Below are 21,771 nucleotides of genomic sequence, written 5' to 3' on the forward strand. Positions count from 1 at the left end.
ATTAGTGAGTAGCTAATGCTTTATAATCAGGTAATGTAGGTCTGTTTTTTAATCCAGTTTCTATTACATTTAAAACATGTTTACGTTCTTCACCTATTAAAGGTAATCGAGGTGCTCGCACATTTTCAGTACCAATACCTGTAGCTACTTCTGCTAACTTAATATTTTGTACTAATTTAGGATTTATATCTAATTCTAACAATGGTAAAAACCAACGATAAATCTCTAATGCTTCTTGTATACGACCTGCTTTTTGTAATTCATAAATAGCTACAGTTTCTTTTGGGAAGGCACAAACTAAACCAGCTATCCAACCATCAGCACCCATTAATAAGCTTTCTAAAGCAAGGGTATCTACTCCTGTCATAATTTTTAAGCGATCACCAAAACGATTTTTAATTCTGGTTACATTAGAAATATCTCTGGTAGATTCTTTTACAGCTTCAATGTTGTCACACTTTAGCAGTTCTTCAAACATGTCTAAAGTAACTTCAATCTTATAATCTACAGGGTTGTTATACACCATAATAGGAAGTGATGTATTGTTAGCCACAGCTTTAAAGTATTCAACAGTTTCTCTGTCTCCAGATTTATAACGCATTGGAGGGAGCATCATTAAACCACTAGCACCATCTTCTTCTGCTTTTTGGGCTGCTTCAATAGCTCCTTTAGTAGTTTGTTCTGCTATATTTATTAAAACAGGAATTTGATTGTTAACTAGTTGAACAGTAGTTTTTGTCAAAGTTCTTTTTTCGTTATCAGATAAAGTACTAGCTTCTCCTAAAGTACCGCCTAAAACAATTCCATGTACACCAGCTTCTAGTTGTGCTTTAATGTTTACTTCAAACATCTTTAAGTCTAAAGTATCGTCATCTGTAAATTTTGTAGTTACCGCAGGCATTACACCTTTCCAATTTATACTCATCGTAATATTGTTTTTTTATGCAAAGTTATAAGTAGAAAGAAGTGTCTTTTAACTTCAAATTATCTTATAATGATACTATATTAACTATTATAGTTATTTAATTGTGTTAATTTAATAGTATTTGCATATTTTTAATGGTGAATAAGAAAATTATTAATGAAAGTTTTACCATTTAAAATACCCAAAACTCATAACATTGGATTAATCTATCAGGAAGATCATGAGCAATATTTTTATGATAAATTACATCAGCATGAAGAAATACAATTGTGTGTTATAGTTAAAGGAGAAGGGACTTTAATTGTAGGTGATACTATTAATAAATATGTGTCTGGAGATGTTTTAGTGATGGGAAGTAATTTACCACATGTTTTTAAAAGTGATGCTTCAAAAATAGAAGAGTCTTTTATGATTTCATTGTTTTTTACGAAAGATTCTTTTGGAAAGGATTTTTTTCAGTTAGATGATTTTGTGGAGTTAATTCCTTTTTTTGAAAAATCGATAACAGGATTTAAGCTTTTGACATATAAAGAAAAAGTTATCAATTTATTTTTGAATTTACAAAAGGCAACTAATCTTGAACGTTTTATAGGTTTACTTCAAATTTTAAAAATAATTATTGAATCTGAAACCAAAGAGCTGGCAAACTTTATTTATCCTAAAAAATATACCGATAATGAAGGGAAACGTATGAGAGATATTATGGATTTTACCATAAATCATTTTAATAAAAATATCGATTTATACGAAATCTCTGAAAAGGCTAATATGACTCCTAATGCATTTTGTCGATATTTTAAACAACGAACAAATAAAACCTACTTTACTTTTTTAAATGAATTACGAATCGAAAATGCATGTAAGTTATTAAGTTCAGACAAAAGTATTGCTATAAGTGAAATAGCTTATCAATGTGGTTTTAATAATCTTTCTAACTTTAATAGAAAGTTTAAAGAGGTAAAAAACATGAGTCCCTCAATATTTAGAAAGAATAATTGATGAAAATTAACTTTTTTAACTCAAAACAGGCTTATTTTTAAAAATTAACATAAATTCTAATACCTCTTACCTATATTTGGTGCCTTTATGATCTAATAGGTTTATGGGAAAAAGAATTGCTTATCTAATTGTATTAATTTATTGTATAACAAATAATGTTTCAGCACAGGAAACATTGCCAATATATGCTGATTATTTATCAGATAATGTGTATTTATTACATCCTGCTGCAGCTGGAATAGGTAATTGTGGTAAAATACGATTAACTGCTCGCCAACAATGGTTGGGGGTGGATGATGCACCCTCATTGCAAACAGCAAGTTTTCATGCCAAACTAGGAGAGTATTCAAATACAGGTTTAGGAGTAATTCTTTTTAATGATAAAAATGGATATCATTCTCAAAAAGGAATCCAAGGTACTTATGCTTATCATATTGATATGGGTAATGAAAATTTATTTAATCAAGTATCGTTTGGATTGTCTTTTTCAGTAGTACAAAATGAAAGAGATCAACGAAATTTTGCTAATGACCCAACAGTAAGCCAAGTCATAGAAAGCGACTTCTATTTTAATGCTGATTTTGGTATGGCGTATCATAGAAATGGGTTGTCGTCTTATTTTACTATTAAGAATGTTTTTCTATCAGCAAAAAACAACTTGAATTCAGATTTAGAATCCTATAACCTTAGAAATTACATTTTAGGAGGAGGGTATTTCTTTGGAGATAAAGAGAAACTTCAATTCGAGCCCTCGTTTATGTTTCAATATAAGGAACAAACTCAGGAGAAAATAGGGGATATCAATTTTAAAGTTTATAAAACTCTTGAAGCTACTCAATTATGGGCTGCCTTATCATACAGAAGAAGCTTTGATAGTAGTGCTTTTGGGGATTCTCAATACATAACACCAATTGTTGGCGTTAATTATAAAAACTGGATGTTTGCTTACACTTATACACAACAATCTGGTGATGTAGTGTTTTCAAACGGAGGGTTCCACCAGTTATCTTTAGGGATTAATCTTTTCTGTATTAAAAGAAGAGCAGCAGCTTGTCCTAATATTAACGGAAGTTTTACGTATTAAAAATCTAAATAGTCTATTTTACTATTCTTATAATCTTTTAGTATAGCTTCTAAAACACTTTTGTCTTTGTTGATAAAAAAAGTATTTAAAGATTGATTGGAACTATTATTGAGGAGATTTTGCTGTAGAAGTATATTTTTTACTTGTCGAGCAACTGCTTCACCTGAATCAATAATCTCTATCGAATTACCTGTGATTTCTTGTATTTGAGGTAATAAATAAGGGTAATGTGTACAACCTAAAACAATGTAGTCACATTTTTTCTCCAGCATAGGATTAATGTACTTTTTTAATAAAGAAGTCATTTCATCAGAGTACATTTTGCCATTTTCAATCAACTCTACCAAACCTTCACCAACTTGTTCTATAATAGTAATTTCATCACTCAAATTAGACGTGGTTTTTTCAAATAAAGTACTATTTAGTGTTCCTTTTGTAGCCAATATACCCACAGTGCCTGTTTTTGTTTTTAACGAGGCTGGTTTAATGGCAGGCTCTATACCTATGAAAGGAATATCATACTTGGCTCTCAATTGTTGAATAGCATTAGTCGTAGCGGTATTACAAGCAACAACAATAATTTTGACTCCTTTATCTATTAAGAATTCAGTGTTTTTTATAGATAAATCAATGATTTCTTGTGTTGATTTTTGACCATAAGGAGCATTCTTACTATCGGATAGGTAAATAGTATTTTCGTTTGGTAAGAGTCGATGAATCTCTTTCCAAATTGAAGTTCCTCCGATGCCAGAATCAAAAATTCCAATAGGTTGTTGTGTGCTATTCATAGTATAACAAAAATAAAAATCCTGCCATTTTCAGCAGGATTTTTTATAAAAATATTTTGATGATTCTTAGAAACCTAATTTAGACTTTACAGCGTCATAAATATCTTCACCTTTATCGTAAACGATTAAACCTTTACCAGGAGCAGCGTCAAATACATAGATGATTCCTCTTTCAGAAGCTACCGCTTTAATTGCATCTTCAGCTTTCTTTAAAATAGGAAGAGTTTTCTCTTGATATTTCTTTTGCATTTCTTGACCAGCAGCTTGCTCAGCTTGACTAATTTTTAATCTGTCTTGTTGAACTTCAACAGCTCTTTTTTGGTTTTCTTCTTGTGTTTGGCTTTTACCTTCAGCTTCGTACTTTTTAATTTTAGCTTCTAACTTTTTGTACATAGCTTCAATATCGTCACGGTATGTTTTGTTTAGCTTTTCTAATTCTGCTTTCATAGATTTTGTAGCAGGCATTTCAGCTAATAATTTATCAGTGTTAATATGTGCAGTTTTTTGTGCATTTGCCACCCCACCTAATCCAATCGTAAAAATTGCAACTAATAATAACGTTTTTAAATGTTTCATCTTTGTTTTAAATTTAATTAATGTCCTTTTATTCTTGATTTATTTGTTCTCTTCAGGGTCTTCTTCTTTCTTTTTTTGCTCTTCTTGAGCTTTTTTCAAAGCTTCTCTCTTTTCTTGTAATAGTTTCCTTTTATCGGCTCTTTCCTGTAAGCGTTGCTTTCTTTTTTCTTCTATTTGCTTAATTTTAGCAAGCCTATCTTCCTCTTTCTTTTTTTGTATTTCTTCTCTTTTAGCTATTTTTTCTTTTTGCTCATCACTTAAATTATCATTTTTAAGTAACTCTTTTTTAGCTTCAATCTTATCTTTTTTCTCTTGTCTTCTTTGATCTATATTAATCATTTGTACAACAAGTTCGCTAATATCGTGTTTTTTGTTTGAATATAGCATAACCAAATCACTTGACTTATCGAAAACAAAATCATATTGTTTTCTAGAAGCAATAGTTTGTACAGCGTTATATACTTGATCTTGAACAGGCTTAACTAATTGTTTTCTTAAATTGTACATATCTCCATTCGGACCAAAGTACAAAGATTCTAATCTACGTAAAGATTCCTGTTTTATTTTGATATCCTCTTCACGTTCTTCAATTAGCTCTTTGGTTAAAATGGCTTTTTCGTTAGTTAAATCTATTTTTAAGACTTCAATAGCACGGGCTTCTTTATCTAGTCTAGTTTTCCACTTTTCAACTTTAGCATCTAATGAGTTTTGAGCTTCTAAATATTCTGGAATATTTTGAAGTATGTATTCCATGTCAATATATGCAATACGTTGATTTTTTTGTGCAACAGTTATACTTGCAATAAGTAAAAGAACGATTGATAGAATTTTTTTTTTCATCTTGTATAATGTGTTTAGAAAAAACCGTGCCAAAACCTAGTCACATTACAAATTTAAGGTTTTAGAACTGTCTTCCAATTATAAAATGCGTTTGCCAACCTGATTTCTCAGTTAAGCCAGGTAACGGATCGAAACCATGTGCGAAATCGATACCTAATAACCCAAATGCAGGCATAAATATACGGATTCCTAATCCAGCTGAACGTTTTAATTTAAACGGATTAAAATCGCTAAAATTGTCATAAGAATTACCCGCTTCTAAAAAACCTAAAGTATAAATAGATGCAGAAGGCTTATCTGTAATAGAGTAACGTAATTCTAATTGAAATTTGTTATAAATAGACCCTCCATCGATAGAGGATATTCTGTTATTTTGATAACCTCTTAACCCAATAGTTTCACGTCCATCTAATTGTCCTTGTGCAATACCATCACCACCTACAAAATATCTTTCAACAGGAGTTAGACCAAGCTTGTTGTTATATTTGCCTAAATATCCCATTTCAAAATTTGACATTAAAACTAACTTGTCGGCTAGTGCAGTATACCACTTCCCTTTAGCTGATATTTTATAATATTCTAACCATTTATATTTATCAGCTAAATAAGCTTGTTTTTCATCTGAGGTAGGGTTATCTGGTTCAGTATACTCTTTTCCATTAACCAGAGAGTATGGAAATGTAGCTTTCGCTCTTATAGTAAATTCAGAACCATAGGTAGGGAAGATTAAACTAGGCCCTGCAGAGTTTCGACTTAATGCTACTGTATAGGCTAAGTTATTTAAATCTCCTTGGCTTAGGATATCACTGGAAGAACCAACACGATAACCATAGTTTTGTAATTCAATTCGTTGGAAACTTATATTTTGAGAAAGGGTAAAATAATCGTCCGGCCATTTTAAACGTTTACCTAAACCTACAGAAGCACCAATAATACTTAGGCTTTGATCTTTATCTACATTATTAGTAGTATAATCGTATCGGTATTGATTAGACAAGTATACAGAAAACGACAATGATTGAGGTGTCTTACCCCCTAGCCAAGGTTCAGTAAATGAAAAGCTATAAGTATTATAGGTTCTACTAGCTTGTAAACGTAATGATAAACTCTGCCCATCTCCCATAGGTAATGGTTTATAAGCTTCTTTCTTAAAAATATTTCTCACAGAGAAATTGTTAAAAGAAAGACCTAAAGTTCCTATGAAAGATCCTCCACCATAACCTCCTTGGAGTTCAACTTGACTACCTCCTTTTTCAACAACAGAAAATTCAATATCAGCTGTTTTGTTTTGATAGTCTGGTTTTACATCAGGAGTAACATTTGAGTCAAAAAAGCCCAATTGCCCTATTTCTCGAATAGAACGGATAATATTTTCACGACTGAATAAATCTCCTGGCTTTACACGTAATTCTCTAAAAATAACGTGGTCATTAGTTTTATCGTTACCTACTACGGTCACTTTTTTTATAGTTGCAGGATCGTCTTCCCTAATACGAACTTCAACAGTAATTGAATCGTTTTTTACTTTGGTTTCAACAGCGTTTACTTGTGAGAATAAATATCCATTATTATGATATAAAGTCTGAATATCTTGCGAAGTTGGTGTGCCATCTCCAGAGATCCGCTCTTTTAAAACTTTTCCATTGTAAATATCACCTTTATCAATTCTTAAAAGGTTACTTAATTGCTCATCAGTATATTTTTGATTTCCTACGAAAAGAATTTCATCAAATCGGTATTGGCGTCCTTCTTCTAATTCAATTTCGATGTTAATCGTATTATCATTATTCCAGATAACTTTATCAGATAGAATTCTAGCATCTCTATATCCATTTTCACTATACTTATCAAGAATACTTTCTAAATCTGTTTTATAATCATCTAAAATGTACTTTGATGATTTCCAAAAACGTCCAAAGAATTTACGTTTTGTGTTTTTCATAGCACCACGTAAAGCAGCATCAGACATTGCTTCATTACCAATGAAATTAATATTTTTAATTTTTATACGATTTCCTTTATCTATAAAAACAGCCATACTAACAGTGTTAGTATCTGTTGTGTCTTTTTGAGTATTTAAAGAAACTTTTGTTTTAAGGAAACCTTTATCAGTGAATTTCTTTTTGATATAGTTACGGGTGGTTACAATAAGGTTATCGGTAACCATTGCTCCTTTTTTAAGCTCTGTTTCTTTTTTTAACTCTTTGGCTTTAGAATTACTTATTCCTGAGATTGAAACGTTATTAAGTTGAGGTAATTCTGTTACATCAAACTGAAGATAAACGGTCTCGCCATCACGTTTTGATAAATATACGTCTACATCACTAAACTGTTTACTCTCATACATTTTTTTAATGGCGCTAGTAAGTTTATCACCTGGAAGTTTTATTGGTTGCCCTTCAACTAGACCACTGTAAATTCTAACTGTTTGTTCACTAAATTTTTGTAACCCAGTAACAGTTATGCCTCCTAAGATATATTGTTTTCCTTTTTCATAAGAAACGACTGAAGTGCTGTCGTTAGGAGTTGTGTTTTGTGCTTGTGTACTCGCTGTTAAAAAAGCGATAAAAAATACTAGTAAATACGAATATTTATTCATTGGTTTCAATCTGTTCACTGGTTTTTCCAAATCTTCTTTCTCTGTTTTGATAATCAATTATAGCGTCGTAAAGGTGTTCTTTTCTGTAATCAGGCCATAGCACATCTGTAAAATGTAGCTCAGCATAGGCTATTTGCCAAAGTAAATAATTACTGATTCTTTGTTCCCCACTTGTACGTATCATTAAATCAACATCGGGCAAATTAAACGTATATAAATGATTATTTATAATTTTATCGTTAATTTTTTCAATTTCTATCTCGTTATTAACAACTTTTTTTGATATGTTTTTGATTGCATTAACAATTTCTTCTCTAGAACCATAGCTTAAAGCAAAGGTCAAGGTTATTTTGGTATTGTTTTTTGTAGCTTCAATAACGTTAGATAATACCTTCTGAGCATTATTAGGAAGGCTCGCTAAATTACCTATGGCGTTAATTTTAACATTCTTGCGTTGAAATTCGGGGAGTTCTTTCTTTAAAGTGGTGACTAACAAACTCATTAAAGCATCTACTTCTAGCTTAGGTCTGTTCCAATTTTCTGTTGAAAAGGCATAGAGAGTCAAGAATTTAACTCCTAATTCAGAAGCTGTGTCAGCAGTTTCTCTGATAGCTGTTAAAGCATTTCTATGACCAAAAACACGTTGCATTCCTTTACCCTTTGCCCATCTACCATTACCGTCCATAATAATAGCTATATGATTAGGTATTTTCTGTAAATTAATACGTTGAAGTTTTTTGTCCATAGTTATTCAGCTATTCCACCAAAACAAGGTGGCCTTCCGAAGGTGTATACAATGGAAATACCAGAAAAAACATACCAGTCATTTCCATCTCCTCCGAAATCTAAAGAGTTTATTTTGTTTGTAGTAAAATCAATATCATCTACAAGTGTAAATCGTACACCTGTTTCAAAAGCAATAGCAAAGTTGTCTGCTAACCTTCCTTTAAGTCCTAATCCTACAGGTAGTGAATAAGAGAATTTATTCTTTAGTAGAATAGTATTATTCACAGCTGCGGATTCTGGGCTTTTGTAGTTAAAAGCTGCTATTTCTGCTAGAATATAAGGGGTGAATGTTGTTCTGTAATCACTAATATTATAATCAAAAAAATTAAATTCAACTCCAGCAGCAAACTCGTGTATTGTGTTAGAGAATCTGTAACCTCTATTTTGGCGAAATGAATTGTCAGCATCTAAGTCATTCCCTGAGACAGGAATATAAGTGTAACTCCCTCTTAGCGCTATTCTAGGATTAAGATTATATTTATATACAAGACCTCCAGCAAATTCGTTAGGGTATATGTAGTTTGTTCTACCAATGTCTCCCACATAATTTGAGCCACCAGCGAATAGTCCAATTTCATGGATTTGTGAATGTAATGGTGTTACTATACAAGTAAACAATATGAATAAAATAAGTCCTCTCATTGTAAAATAGCGTGCAAATATAGGGAAATGAATTTGCTTTAAAAAGTTAATAATCCGTCTTTTTGATTAACTATTTTTTTGGTGTTTTATTGTAATGTCCTCGGTTATAAAGCTTCATTTCGTGTGTCTTCACCCCATAAAAGTTTTCCTCGTAGGGTTTTTAGATAGGATTGATTTTCAGGCAAAATGCTTTTAATGGTAAAAGGGGCTTTTTGTATTTTTATTTTAGTTTCTTGTGTAACAGTAGTAATACGTGAATCTAAAGAGATTAAAAAGTCTTTTTCACGAGCACTAACTTCTAGGTCAATATGGGTTTCATCGGGTATTACCATTGGGCGTGCATTCAAATTGTGGGGGGCAATAGGGGTAATAATAAAACTTTTTGAGTCTGGTAAAATTACAGGTCCACCACAACTTAACGAATAACCTGTAGATCCTGTTGGTGTAGCTATAATTAAACCATCTGCCCAATAGTTCGTAAGGTATTCTTTGTTTAAAAAAGTTTTGATACCAATCATCGAAGTGGTATTTCTCCTAGCAATGGTAACTTCGTTTAGAGCAAAATTAAGTTCAGAAAATTCTTCAGTTACAGGTGTTGTTTCTATTTGTAATAAAGATCGTTCTTGTAAAGAGTATTCTTTTTTGAGTATTAAATCAATAGTTTCTTCAATTTGATCTTTTTGAATCGTTGCTAAAAAACCTAATCGTCCTGTATTAATTCCCATAATAGGAATGTTTAAGTTTCGTATATAGGTAACAGCTCTTAATATGGTTCCATCTCCACCTATAGTAAACATAACATCAAAAGAGTTTGATAAATCTTTAAAATGAGAATAAGTGGGGTACTTTTTATTTAGAGATTTGTTTTCAACAAACAAATCGTAAAATTTTTGTTCAAAAAAAACAACAATATTGTGCTTCTCTAAAACAGATAATAGAATTTTAACTTCTTTTTTAGCTAAGGTAGTATAAGCTTGTCCGTAAATAGCTACTTTTTTCACTTGTGCAAATGTTTAATTGTGCTGTTTTTAAGATTACATGTCTAAGTACTTCCTTAAATAAGCAGCTCTATCTTTAAGTTCTTCTAGGTAAAAATCGTTTTTATGTTGGGTAATCACATTATAGTCATACCTGCGAAATGTTTGAATAATTTCATTAATTTCATCAGAAGCGATTTTTAAGGTGAGCTCTATGTTTTCCATACTTTCTGAAGAAACATAAGCTCCTAATAATTTACCTTTATTAGTTTCTACTATTTGAGCAACCTGACTCATGGAATAGTCATTCTTGTTTTTATCAATGATTAAGGTGTCGCTTTCATTATGTAAAAAAGGACTGTCAGCAAAAGCGTCTAAAATGTCACTTAATTCATAATACCCAATGTAATTCATGTTTTTATTTAAAACAGGAATCAAGTTAGAATCATTATCTGCAAATAAGGCAATTAAATCGAGAATAGACGCATTTTCGTCTGTGTAAAAATGATCTAGTAGATAGGCATATTCACTAAGTACCCTATTTTTATTTTCAATAGTTTGAATATCACTTTCGGGTAAGCATCCAATTAATTTACCATTTTCAACCACAGGAATATGCGTTATAGGTAAATCTTTACACAAGTCTTGAGCGCTTTTTACAGAGCTACTTAATGTTAGTGCTTTTATCTCTTTAAGTATAAAATCATTGATTTTCATTATTACGAATATAGTTTAAAATGTTGGAATGCGTTACCTTTGTGGTCTAATTTTACAGCATGACAAAATTAAGTGTAAATATTAATAAAATTGCCACACTTCGTAATTCGAGAGGTGGAAATGTGCCTAATTTACTGAAAGTAGCAACAGATATACAAGAATTTGGGGCGGAAGGAATCACCATTCATCCAAGACCAGACGAACGTCATATTCGTTACCAAGACGCGTACGATTTAAAACCGTTGGTTACCACTGAATATAATATTGAAGGTAATCCTATTGATAAGTTCATGCAAATGGTATTAGAAATTAAACCAACACAAGTAACTTTGGTTCCTGATAGTGTGGATCAGTTAACTTCTAATGCGGGTTGGGATACGATTAAACATCAATCGTATTTACAAGAAGTGATTGCTGAGTTTAAAAGGGCAGGTATAAGAACTTCTATTTTTATCGATACAGATTTAAAATTGATAGAAGCTGCAGCAAAAACAGGAACGGATAGAGTAGAGTTGTACACGGAAGAGTTTGCAACGCAGTACGAAAAAGGAAATAAAGAAGGTGTAAAACCATATACTGAAGCAGCAATTTTAGCTCATGAATTGGGCTTAGGTGTTAACGCAGGACACGATTTGAGTTTAAATAATATTCAATTTTTCAAACAAAACATACCTCATTTGGCTGAAGTGTCTATTGGGCATGCACTAATTTCTGAAAGTTTATATTTAGGATTAGAGAATGTAGTGAATATGTATTTACATCGTTTACAGTAGGTATGGAAGTTTTACATTCTAAAATAGTTGGAGAAGGAAAACCATTACTCATTTTGCATGGATATTTTGGTATGGGAGATAATTGGAAATCTCACGCCAATAAGTTTGCCGAAGATGGCTTTGAGGTACATTTGATAGATCAGCGTAACCACGGACGTAGTTTTCATGTCGATGCATTTGATTATGAATTGATGGTAGGTGATTTATATAATTACATTCAACAGCATAATTTAGAAAAAGTTGATTTACTAGGGCATTCCATGGGAGGGAAGACCGCAATGTTGTTTGCTACTGAATATCCTGAGTTAGTTGATAAATTAGTGGTTGCTGATATTTCTCCGAGAATGTATCCGCCACATCATCATGATATTTTAGCAGCATTGAATTCGATAGATTTTAGTGTTCAAAATTCTAGAGCCTTAGTAGATGAAAAACTAGCAGAATTAATTCCAGAAGTGGGGGTTCGACAGTTTTTATTGAAAAATGTATACAGAAAAACCAAAGATGAGTTAGCGTTTCGTTTTAACCTAAAATCATTGACAGAAAACAACAATGAGGTTGGAGTAGCCTTACCTTCTTTTACTGTTTTTGAAGGGAAAACATTGTTTTTACGTGGTGCAAATTCAGGATATATTTCAAAAGAAGATGAGCCGTTAATTCAAGCACATTTTCCAAATTCAGAAATTAAAACTGTGGCAAATGCAGGGCATTGGTTGCACGCAGAAAATCCTACTGATTTCTACAAGAAAGTAATCGAATTTTTATAAAAAAGAGGTAGAGTATTTAAATTCTACCTCCAAAAGTATGTCATAAGTATTTGTGTGATTTGCTTTTACTGTAAATTCTTCCCTAATGTATAAACTTGTTTAAGCCACAACTCTCTTTTTTTTGGTGTGGAATCTTTAATAGTTGATATAAAAGTCGTTTTTACAGGTTTGATACCACAGAACTCCAATGTTCCTTTTTTAAATTGTCTAATAGCAGGTCTTTTCATAAATAAATAATCATACCAGCTAGGTGTGTCAGAAGTTACAATGAGTCGAGAAGTTTTACCTTTCAATAGCTTTTCAGGAAAAGGTTTTCCTTCAATAGGTTGAAAAGTAATTCCTGGTAAAAAAGCTCTGTCGATAAAACCTTTCATCATAGCAGGGTAACCTGCCCACCAAATAGGAAAGACCCAAACAATATGATCGGATTTTTTAATTTTAGCTAAAGATTCTTGTAAATCTGGTTCCAACTCAGTTCTTTTTCGGTACCCAAACTTAAGGGTAGGGTTAAAGTTTAAATCAGCAATAGTAATTTCTTCGATTATTGCATTAGTTTCCAAAGCACCTTTTTTGTATGAGGCTGCAAGTGCGTGGTTAAAACTTTCTTTATCAGGATGTCCGTTTATTAATAAAATATTCTTCATAATATATTTGAGATTATGAAGCAAAATACGGGTGGTTTTACCAGCTTAAAAAGGACAATTGTCTAATAAAAAACCGATTTTCTAATTCGACTTAAATGTCGTTGAGTGATTCCTAAATAAGAGGCTATGTATTGTAATGGAATAGTTTGTAAATAACTAGGATGCGTTTCTAATAATTTTTTATAACGGTTTTCAGAACTTTCATTTTGCAGGATAAAAATTCTGTTTTCAAGATTTATATATTCTTGTTCTGCTAACAATTTAAAAAGGCGTAGCCAGTTAGTACTTGAGTTTTCTAATGCTACAAATTGATCTTTAGTAATACTGTATAGTTCTACGTCTGTTAAAGCTTGAATATTTTCGTTGGTTTTTGTTTGAGAAATAAAGGATGAATAGGCAGTAACAAATGAGTTTTCTGATAAAAAACAATAAGTAGACTCTTTTTCATCTGAAGAATGATAAAACGATCTAAAAATACCTGAAGCTATAAAAGCAACTTCTTTACAAATAGCACCTTCTTGAATAAAAAAATCTCCTTTGTTAAGTTTTTTATAACTGACTAAACTTGCAAAATTGTCTATTTCTTCTTCGGTAAGGATGTTGTAGGTTTCTAGATGTTTTTTGAGCATTTTGTAACGGAGTTTTATAAACTATAGTTTAATTATTTTTTTATAGCAGAGACTATGATGAAAATTGGTCTTCTCATTTCATCTTTCATTTCTGGGTATTTCTTCAAAACTTGCTCAGAAGGTTTTGGTTCAGAAATTTCTTGAATATCAAAGCCCGATTTAATTACTGTATTAATTATAGTTTCTAAGGTTCGATGATATTTAATTACTTCATGTCCTAGAAAATGAGTTTTTCTTTCTCCTTCATCTTGATAGTTGTCTAAAGGCCAATGTAATCGGTTTTCATTTTCATCTAAAAACCAATCTTGTTCTGGCTTACATGTAAAAGAAGGGTGTTCCATAGAAAATATAAAAGAGCCTCCTTTTTTTAGAACTTTATTTATTTTTTTAAAAACAGGTTTTAAATCTTTTAAATAGTGAAATGCAAGTGAACTAATGATGATATCAAATTCTCCTGATTTAAAGTTGATATCCTCTATGGCTGTTTGTATATAATTAATTGCTAGGTTTTTTGAGTTTTCTATAGCTTTATCTATCATTCTTTTTGATAAATCTACTCCAGTTATTTTTTTAGCACCTTGTTGTTTAGCGTAAATGCAATGCCATCCATATCCACAACCAAGATCAAGTACGCTTTTATTTTGAAAATCTGGTAACATTTTTTGTAAAACACTCCATTCCCCCGCTGAGTTTAAGCCATCAATTGAGCGAGGCATTTTTCCGTAACTCTCAAAAAAATCATTATCATCATATTTATTTTGTTTCATCTTATTCGGTGTTTTTACTTGTAGAAGTTTTATTACTAACAAAAGTAGTTACTTAATCAAAAGAATCAAATGAAAGTCTATAAACCTGCCAAAACAGCAGGTTTTAATTTTTGGTATGGTTGTGGTGAGTTGTAAGCTCAGGTTATGATTTGTAGAGTCTTAATTAAAAAAGTAACTTTATAAATCTTAACTTATTAAATATCATAACGAATGAAAACATTTTTAAAAATCTTATTAACTGCATTAGCAGTAATTGTATTGGCAAACATTTTACCAGGGGTTGCAGTAGCTAACTATACTACCGCAGTAATAGTAGCAGTAGTTATTGCGTTGCTAAACTTGTTTGTGCGACCATTGTTGGTGTTTTTTACGTTACCAGCAACGATAATTACATTAGGGTTATTCCTGTTTGTAATCAATGCGGTTATAATACTATTGGCAGATAAATTAGTGTCAGGTTTTGCAGTAAACGGATTTTTTACAGCGCTATTGTTCAGTGTATTGCTGTCTATTTTTAGGTCGCTTATGTTTTCGTTGTTAAAAGAAGAAAAGAATAATTAACATAAAATATTAAAAATTAGAAGACAAGGGTGAAAAAAAGTAGATATTTTTATGTTTAAAAGTATTGGTTATCAATAAATAAAGTAGTAATTTTGCACCCGATTTTTTAAGAAACAGATTTTTAAGATGAATATAACGAAAGAAAACGTAGATGCATTAAATGCAGTTGTAAAAGTTGATATTGTTGCAGAAGATTATCAAGATAAAGTAACAAAAGTATTAAACGATTACCGTAAATCAGCAAACATTCCTGGATTTAGAAAAGGTCACGTGCCAATGGGAATGGTGAAAAAGCAATACGGAAAATCAGTAATGATTGATGAGGTAAACAAGCTTTTACAAGAGTCGTTAAACAAATTCTTAGTTGAAGAGAAATTAGATATTTTAGGAAATCCATTACCTAGAGTGCAAGAAGATTTCAATTGGGATGCTGATAAATTCTCTTTTGAATTCGAATTAGGATTAGCTCCTGAGTTCGACGTAAACTTACAACCAAAAGATAAAGTTACTCAATACAACATCGTAGCTACTGACGAGTTAATCGAGAAAGAAGTTGAAAACATTCAATCTCGTTACGGTAAAATGTTAACAAAAGAGGAAGTTACTGAGGTAGCTAACGTAACAGGTACTTTTGTAAGCGAAGAGAAAGAAATCAACAAAAAATCTACCATTTCTGTAAAAGATATTAAAGGGAAAACAAACTTAAAAATGTTTGTAGGTGCTAAAGTAGGTGATGTTTTAGAGTTAAAAACTAAAAACTTATTTGAAGATGAGCACAAGTTACAAGGAGCTTTAGGTGTATCTCACGATGAGGTTCACGGTTTAGATATCGCTGTAACATTTACTATCGAAGAAATTACTGAAATAGAATTAGCAGAATTAGATCAAGAATTATTTGATAAGTTATTTGCTGACGGGAGTGTGAAAACTGTAACAGATTTAAAAGATAAAATTAAAGAAGACGCAGAAAAGCAATTTCAACAACAAGCAGATCAACAATTGTTAAACGCAATTACTGAGAACTTAGTTGAAAGTACAAAGTTTGATTTACCTGCTGAATTCTTACAAAAGTGGTTGCAAACTGCTGGTGAAAAAGAATTATCTGCTGACGAAGCTGCTGATGAATATAGCAAGTCTGAAAAAGGATTACGTTACCAATTAATCGAAGGAAAGATTATGAAAGATAACGATATCAAATTAGATTATGCTGAGTTAGTAGATTATGCTAAAGGATTCATTAGAGCTCAAATGGCTCAGTTTGGAAACATGAACCCAGAAGAAAAAGAGTTAGAAGATATCGCTGGAAGAATCTTATCAAATCAAGACGAAGCTCGTCGTTTACAAGAGCAATTAATTTCTCAAAAATTATTAGCTTTCTATAAAGAAAACATGAGCTTTGATACTAAAGAGGTTTCTTACGAAGACTTCATTAAAGAAGTATATAAATAACAGCTAATTACTGATGTAATATAAAAACCTGAATGTGCATTCAGGTTTTTTTAGCTATAAAAGGTAACAAAATACTAACGAAATAGTTCTTATATTTACATCTGTAATAAACCAAAAACATTTAAAAAATGGATTACGGAAGAGAGTTCGAAAAATACGCAACTAAGCACCACGGAATAAATAGTAACTACTACGGAAAAATAACAAGTAGCCTAACTCCATATATTATGGAAGAGCGTCAGATGAACATCACACAAATGGATGTTTTCTCTCGTTTAATGATGGATAGAATTATCTTTTTAGGTACTGGTATTAATGATCAAGTAGCTAATATTATTCAAGCTCAATTGTTATTCTTAGAAAGTGTTGATGCTTCTAAAGATATTTCAATTTATATCAATTCACCAGGTGGTGGCGTGTATGCTGGTTTAGGTATTTACGATACGATGCAGTTCATTAAGCCAGATGTAGCAACTATTTGTACAGGTATGGCAGCTTCTATGGGTGCAGTGTTAATGTGTGCAGGAGAAAAAGGAAAGCGTTCAGCATTACCACACTCACGTATTATGATTCACCAACCATTAGGTGGGGCGCAAGGACAAGCGTCTGATATTGAAATTACAGCTCGTGAAATCTTAAAATTAAAAGATGAGTTGTACCATATTATAGCAAACCATTCAGGTCAAACTGTAGAAAAAGTAAATCAAGATTCTGATAGAGATTATTGGATGAAAGCCGAAGAAGCAAAAACTTACGGAATGATTGATGAAATTTTAACAAGAAAATAAATTAACAACTAATAGCTATTAGCTATTGGTAATAAGCTGATAAGATGTCGAAAGAAGAAAATTTACAATGTTCCTTTTGTGGTCGTAAAAAGCCAGAAACCGATTTGTTAATCGCAGGTTTAGATGCGCATATATGTGATAAATGTATTGAGCAGGCTCATGGAATTGTAGAGGAGGAAATAGCAGAAGCTAGAACAAGTGATTTATCTAAAGATTTAACCTTAAAAAAGCCAAAAGAAATTAAAGCTTTTTTAGATGAGTATATCATTGGTCAAGATGAAACTAAAAAAGCAATGTCTGTAGCGGTATATAATCACTACAAAAGATTATTGCAAACCAGAGATGAAGACGAAGTAGAAATTGAAAAGTCAAACATTGTTTTAGTAGGAGAAACTGGTACAGGTAAAACATTAGTTGCGCGTACCATTGCTAAAATGTTAAACGTACCATTTTCTATCGTTGATGCTACTGTTTTAACACAAGCAGGTTATGTAGGTGAAGATGTTGAAAGTATTCTAAGTCGTTTACTACAGGCAGCTGATTATGATGTTGAAAAAGCAGAAAGAGGAATTGTGTTTATTGATGAGATAGACAAGATTGCTCGTAAAGGCGATAATCCATCTATTACGCGAGATGTTTCTGGAGAAGGAGTGCAACAAGCTTTATTAAAGTTATTGGAGGGAGCTGTGGTAAATGTGGCTCCTAAAGGAGGAAGAAAGCATCCAGAGCAAAAATTTATTGAAGTAAACACCAAAGATATTTTATTCATTGCAGGAGGAGCATTTTCTGGAATTGATAGGATCATCAGTAAGCGTTTAAATATGCAAGCTGTTGGATATAGTGCTTCAGTAGAAGAGGATAAGATAGATCAAGATAACTTATTACAGTATATTATTCCTTCAGATTTGAAATCTTTTGGGTTAATTCCTGAGATTATAGGTCGTTTACCAGTCTTAAGTTATATGAATCCACTAGATGCAAAAACCTTACGTGCTATTTTAACAGAGCCTAAAAACTCTATCGTAAAACAGTATACTAAATTGTTTAAGATGGATGATGTCGAGTTTTCAATGGAGGAAGAAGTGTTGATGTTTATTGTTGATAAAGCAGTAGAATACAAGTTAGGGGCTCGTGGATTACGTTCGTTATGCGAAGCTATTTTAACCGATGCAATGTTTGAAATACCAAGTTCTGACGAAAAAGAATTTAAGGTAACTAGAGAATATGCAGAGGCTAAATTGACAAAGTCAGCATTAAAGAAATTAAGAGCAGCTTCTTAATTGTAAGTATTTAATAAAATAAAAAAGCCATCATATATATGATGGCTTTTTTATTTTGAGTATCAATACTACTCAGCTTTTGGTAGTTTACTGTACTGCTGTATCCAAGTAGCAAGTTCACTATCATCAATCTTATATTTTGAAATTAGTTCTTTCTTTATTTGCTGTAAATAAGTTTGGTTAAGAACAGTTTTCTCATACTCAGAAACAATTAACTGCTTAAAACTTTCTGTGTATTTTTCAACAGGTTTTTCAGTTACTGCTGTTTTTTCTTCAACTTTAGCTACTGGTTTTTCAACTACTGGCTTTGTAGCTACAGTACCACTACTTGTTGCATACGTAGTCTTTTCGTCTTTATACCATCCTAGAGGAATGTTAGCCAATTGAGTTTCACTAACAATAATAGTTTTAATATTATTACCACTAACATCCATATTAACCAAATTAGGACAATTAGATACATCTAATGTGGTAAGTTTGTTAAAACTAGCGTATAAACTTTCAAGATTAGTGTTTTCTCCAAGAATTAATGAACTCATTTTGTTACTATCACAACTAATATATGTTAAGTTGGGATTTTTGCTAACGTCTAAGCGTTCAATTTTGTTTTGACTGCAATTTAAAAAGCTTATTGAAGAGCTTTGAGATAAATCCATTTTAGTGATTTCATTATCGTAGCAATCCAAACGTTTTAAGTTAGGGAAGCTTTCTAAGCCAGTTAAATTTTTAATTTTTGAATACACATTAGGTAATTTCTTATTGGTAACAGGATTGTCTACGTTTAAATTAGTAACATATTCTGCATCACTAATAGTAATACTTCCGTTTAAACCGTTTGAGTCAATTTTTAAATCAACCAAACATTCCTCCAAACCAATGTCAGGAATTCTAATAGTTTCTTGTGAAAAAGCATTGAATGAAAATAACAATGCGAAATAAAATGGGGTAATTGCTTTCATAAAAAGGGGAATTTTTGCCAAAATTATATATTTATATCTTTTTAGCAAATTAATTTAGCTAAGAGTTTTGTTTATTTATACGGAAACTCTTAAAACTAGTATATTTGTTTGCCATATTAGTGTAGTGTATGATTACCCAACAAACCATTGATAAAGTTTTTGAAAACGTCCGTGTAGAGGAGGTGATAGGAGAGTTTGTGCAGTTAAAAAAAGCAGGAAGTAACTTTAAAGGGTTAAGTCCGTTTACTGATGAACGTACTCCGTCATTTATGGTATCGCCTGTTAAACAAATCTGGAAAGATTTTAGTACAGGTAAAGGAGGGAATGCTATTTCTTTTTTAATGGAACACGAGCACTATACATATCCAGAAGCAATACGTTGGTTAGCTGAAAAGTATAATATAGAAATCGAAGAAACCGAGCAATCTGACGAACAAAAAGAGCAGATGAATGAAAGAGAAAGTATGTTTCTGGTATCGAAATTTGCCAAAGATTACTTTCATGATGTGTTGATGAATACACAAAACGGTAGAGCTATCGGTTTATCTTATTTTAAAGAACGTGGATTTAGAGAAGATACCATAGAAAAATTCGACTTAGGGTATTGTAAAGACGAGTGGGATAATTTTACCAACGCTGCTTTAGCTAAAGGTTTCGACTTGAAATATCTAAAATCTACAGGACTTACCATAGTAAAAGAAGGAGGAGCAGAGGATAGAAAATTTGATCGATTTAAAGGTCGTGTTATGTTTCCTATCCATAGTATGTCAGGACGCATTTTAGGTTTTGGAGGAAGGATTCTTACGAACGATAAAAAAGCAGCAAAATATTTAAATTCACCTGAGAGTGAAATATACCATAAAAGTAAAATCCTTTATGGATTGTACCAAGCTAAAAAAGAAATAGCCAGAGAAGATAATTGTTTTTTAGTAGAAGGGTATACTGATGTAATTTCATTTCATCAATCAGGAATTGAAAATGTGGTAGCTTCTTCTGGTACGGCATTAACGCCTGATCAAATTCGGTTAGTAAATCGTTTAACAAAAAACATTACGGTACTTTTTGATGGAGATGCAGCTGGAATTAGAGCTTCACTTCGAGGTATTGATTTGATTTTGGAGCAAGGAATGAATGTGAAAGTGGTTGCTTTTCCAGAAGGAGAAGATCCAGATAGTTTTGCAAAAGCACATTCCAATGCCGAATTAAAACAATACTTAGTAGAAAAGGCACAAGATTTTATCGAGTTTAAAGTGTCTTTGTTGATGAAAGAAGCAGCGAATGACCCTGTAAAAAAAGCAGGCTTAATTCGCGATATAGTAACTAGTATTTCTAAAATTCCTGACGGAATTCAAAGAGAGGTCTATGTGCAAGAGTGTGCTCGAATTATGGATATTTCTGAGCAAGTTTTGTTTAGCGAATTAGCTCAATTATTAAAAAAAGGAGCTGTAGCAGCTAGAAAAAGTAGCCTAGGTCAAAATCCAAATCAGCCACCACCTGAATATTTTCAAGAGCAAGAGCAAGCTGTTATGGGGCTTGTGAAAGGCGGAAAAGGTAAGTTAGGACAGAGTATTGATCAGTTAAATATTCTTGAGAAAGAAATCATAAGAATTTTGTTGTTATATGGTAATGAAGTTGTTGATTTTGTAAACTGGGTAGATGCAGTAGATGAAAGAGGCCGCCCATTTTTAGAGAAAGAAGAATACCAAAACACTGTTTCTAATGAATTGTATTTGAATTTACAAGAAGATGAAATTGAGTTTACCAATGAGATTTTTAGATTAACTTATTTTGAATTGATTCATCAATTAAACCAAGATGAAAAAATAAGTGTAGATTATTTGGTAATGCACGAAAATCCTCAAATATCTAGTTTAGTTACTAATATTCTCATGGATGAGGAGAAGTATAATCTAAGTGATTGGGAACGCAAAGAGGTTTTCGTAACAGAAACCATAAAAATACTTCCAAAGTTAGTTACCGATGCAGTTTTAAATTTGCGTAGAGTTTTAATTGAAGAAAAAATTAAAGAGATTATGCAAGAAAGTCAAGAACAAAGCATAGCTCCTAACTTAGAAGAAATAGCAGATTATACTGGGTTAAAAAAACGACTTTTCGAAAAGTTAAATCGTGTGATTTAAGATTAAGAAATTGTCATTTGTGTAGTAATTTAAACAAATTAACATTTTTTTTGTAATTTAGCTCCCGAAAAGAACTAGAAAAT

At 31.7% G+C, this 21,771-nt stretch carries 22 protein-coding genes; 9 read left to right on the top strand and 13 right to left on the bottom strand.

All coding sequences use genetic code 11. The features are described from left to right. Window position 1 precedes the first annotated feature (1 nt). Complete coding sequence (locus tag ACQY6M_RS07970; protein WP_428740638.1) at window positions 2-925, bottom strand: dihydrodipicolinate synthase family protein; 924 nt, start codon at window positions 923-925, stop codon at window positions 2-4. A 156-nt stretch (window positions 926-1,081) separates the two neighbouring features. Here ACQY6M_RS07970 and ACQY6M_RS07975 point away from each other — a divergent pair, with 156 nt between their 5' ends. Next, window positions 1,082-1,924 carry an AraC family transcriptional regulator gene (locus ACQY6M_RS07975; protein WP_428740637.1) on the top strand — a complete coding sequence of 281 codons (843 nt, stop codon included), beginning with the start codon at window positions 1,082-1,084 and terminating at the stop codon, window positions 1,922-1,924. Window positions 1,925-2,027: 103 nt separating this feature from the next. Continuing rightward, complete coding sequence (locus tag ACQY6M_RS07980) at window positions 2,028-3,008, top strand: PorP/SprF family type IX secretion system membrane protein (RefSeq protein ID WP_428740636.1); 981 nt, start codon at window positions 2,028-2,030, stop codon at window positions 3,006-3,008. On the opposite strand, the gene murI is transcribed toward ACQY6M_RS07980, so the two are convergent. The 8 genes from murI to ACQY6M_RS08020 form a co-directional block, all read right to left on the bottom strand. Next, window positions 3,005-3,796 carry a glutamate racemase gene (murI, locus tag ACQY6M_RS07985; RefSeq protein ID WP_428740635.1) on the bottom strand — a complete coding sequence of 264 codons (792 nt, stop codon included), beginning with the start codon at window positions 3,794-3,796 and terminating at the stop codon, window positions 3,005-3,007. The two genes, ACQY6M_RS07980 and murI, sit on opposite strands and share 4 nt — an antisense overlap. A 66-nt stretch (window positions 3,797-3,862) precedes the next feature. After that, the gene (locus tag ACQY6M_RS07990) at window positions 3,863-4,372 is read right to left on the bottom strand and encodes an OmpH family outer membrane protein (protein ID WP_428740634.1); all 510 of its coding nucleotides are present in this window, start codon (window positions 4,370-4,372) and stop codon (window positions 3,863-3,865) included. A 39-nt stretch (window positions 4,373-4,411) separates the two neighbouring features. Beyond that, window positions 4,412-5,212 carry an OmpH family outer membrane protein gene (locus ACQY6M_RS07995; RefSeq protein WP_428740633.1) on the bottom strand — a complete coding sequence of 267 codons (801 nt, stop codon included), beginning with the start codon at window positions 5,210-5,212 and terminating at the stop codon, window positions 4,412-4,414. A 61-nt stretch (window positions 5,213-5,273) separates the two neighbouring features. Further along, entirely contained in the window at window positions 5,274-7,811 is a 2,538-nt protein-coding gene (gene bamA, locus ACQY6M_RS08000; RefSeq protein ID WP_428740632.1) for an outer membrane protein assembly factor BamA, read from the bottom strand. Beyond that, entirely contained in the window at window positions 7,804-8,556 is a 753-nt protein-coding gene (locus ACQY6M_RS08005) for an isoprenyl transferase (RefSeq protein WP_428740631.1), read from the bottom strand. Before ACQY6M_RS08005 ends, bamA begins: the two co-directional genes overlap by 8 nt. 2 nt (window positions 8,557-8,558) lie before the next feature. Next, window positions 8,559-9,239, bottom strand: a complete 681-nt coding sequence (locus ACQY6M_RS08010; protein WP_428740630.1) for a DUF6089 family protein — start codon at window positions 9,237-9,239, stop codon at window positions 8,559-8,561. Between the two features lie 104 nt (window positions 9,240-9,343). After that, the gene (locus ACQY6M_RS08015; protein WP_428740629.1) at window positions 9,344-10,240 is read right to left on the bottom strand and encodes an NAD kinase; all 897 of its coding nucleotides are present in this window, start codon (window positions 10,238-10,240) and stop codon (window positions 9,344-9,346) included. A gap of 33 nt (window positions 10,241-10,273) precedes the next feature. Next, window positions 10,274-10,933 carry a CBS domain-containing protein gene (locus tag ACQY6M_RS08020; protein WP_428740628.1) on the bottom strand — a complete coding sequence of 220 codons (660 nt, stop codon included), beginning with the start codon at window positions 10,931-10,933 and terminating at the stop codon, window positions 10,274-10,276. A 59-nt stretch (window positions 10,934-10,992) separates the two neighbouring features. Between ACQY6M_RS08020 and ACQY6M_RS08025 the strand changes: the two genes are divergently transcribed. Beyond that, window positions 10,993-11,706 carry a pyridoxine 5'-phosphate synthase gene (locus tag ACQY6M_RS08025; RefSeq protein WP_428740627.1) on the top strand — a complete coding sequence of 238 codons (714 nt, stop codon included), beginning with the start codon at window positions 10,993-10,995 and terminating at the stop codon, window positions 11,704-11,706. A 2-nt stretch (window positions 11,707-11,708) separates the two neighbouring features. Beyond that, complete coding sequence (locus ACQY6M_RS08030) at window positions 11,709-12,473, top strand: alpha/beta fold hydrolase (protein WP_428740626.1); 765 nt, start codon at window positions 11,709-11,711, stop codon at window positions 12,471-12,473. A gap of 65 nt (window positions 12,474-12,538) precedes the next feature. On the opposite strand, the gene ACQY6M_RS08035 is transcribed toward ACQY6M_RS08030, so the two are convergent. The 3 genes from ACQY6M_RS08035 to ACQY6M_RS08045 form a co-directional block, all read right to left on the bottom strand. Further along, window positions 12,539-13,117, bottom strand: coding sequence for an NAD(P)H-dependent oxidoreductase (locus ACQY6M_RS08035; RefSeq protein WP_428740625.1), 579 nt, complete (start codon window positions 13,115-13,117; stop codon window positions 12,539-12,541). Window positions 13,118-13,179: 62 nt separating this feature from the next. After that, complete coding sequence (locus ACQY6M_RS08040; protein ID WP_428740624.1) at window positions 13,180-13,746, bottom strand: Crp/Fnr family transcriptional regulator; 567 nt, start codon at window positions 13,744-13,746, stop codon at window positions 13,180-13,182. 32 nt (window positions 13,747-13,778) lie between these two features. Further along, window positions 13,779-14,513 carry a class I SAM-dependent methyltransferase gene (locus tag ACQY6M_RS08045; RefSeq protein ID WP_428740623.1) on the bottom strand — a complete coding sequence of 245 codons (735 nt, stop codon included), beginning with the start codon at window positions 14,511-14,513 and terminating at the stop codon, window positions 13,779-13,781. Between the two features lie 210 nt (window positions 14,514-14,723). Here ACQY6M_RS08045 and ACQY6M_RS08050 point away from each other — a divergent pair, with 210 nt between their 5' ends. The 4 genes from ACQY6M_RS08050 (at window position 14,724) to clpX (ending at window position 18,591) form a co-directional block, all read left to right on the top strand. Continuing rightward, on the top strand, window positions 14,724-15,074 hold the full coding sequence (locus tag ACQY6M_RS08050; RefSeq protein ID WP_428740622.1) for a phage holin family protein: 351 nt from the start codon (window positions 14,724-14,726) through the stop codon (window positions 15,072-15,074). A gap of 126 nt (window positions 15,075-15,200) precedes the next feature. Next, on the top strand, window positions 15,201-16,523 hold the full coding sequence (gene tig / locus ACQY6M_RS08055) for a trigger factor (protein WP_428740621.1): 1,323 nt from the start codon (window positions 15,201-15,203) through the stop codon (window positions 16,521-16,523). 128 nt (window positions 16,524-16,651) lie between these two features. Continuing rightward, the gene (clpP, locus tag ACQY6M_RS08060) at window positions 16,652-17,311 is read left to right on the top strand and encodes an ATP-dependent Clp endopeptidase proteolytic subunit ClpP (RefSeq protein WP_428740620.1); all 660 of its coding nucleotides are present in this window, start codon (window positions 16,652-16,654) and stop codon (window positions 17,309-17,311) included. Window positions 17,312-17,355: 44 nt separating this feature from the next. Beyond that, the gene (clpX, locus tag ACQY6M_RS08065; protein ID WP_428740619.1) at window positions 17,356-18,591 is read left to right on the top strand and encodes an ATP-dependent Clp protease ATP-binding subunit ClpX; all 1,236 of its coding nucleotides are present in this window, start codon (window positions 17,356-17,358) and stop codon (window positions 18,589-18,591) included. A 68-nt stretch (window positions 18,592-18,659) separates the two neighbouring features. Here the strand turns inward: clpX and ACQY6M_RS08070 are convergent, their stop codons facing one another. Then, entirely contained in the window at window positions 18,660-19,550 is an 891-nt protein-coding gene (locus ACQY6M_RS08070; RefSeq protein WP_428741062.1) for a leucine-rich repeat domain-containing protein, read from the bottom strand. Window positions 19,551-19,678: 128 nt separating this feature from the next. Here ACQY6M_RS08070 and dnaG point away from each other — a divergent pair, with 128 nt between their 5' ends. Then, entirely contained in the window at window positions 19,679-21,688 is a 2,010-nt protein-coding gene (gene dnaG, locus ACQY6M_RS08075; RefSeq protein ID WP_428741061.1) for a DNA primase, read from the top strand. Window positions 21,689-21,771 lie beyond the last annotated feature (83 nt).

It is taken from the genome of Tenacibaculum sp., assembly GCF_050290165.1.
GTDB lineage: Bacteria > Bacteroidota > Bacteroidia > Flavobacteriales > Flavobacteriaceae > Polaribacter.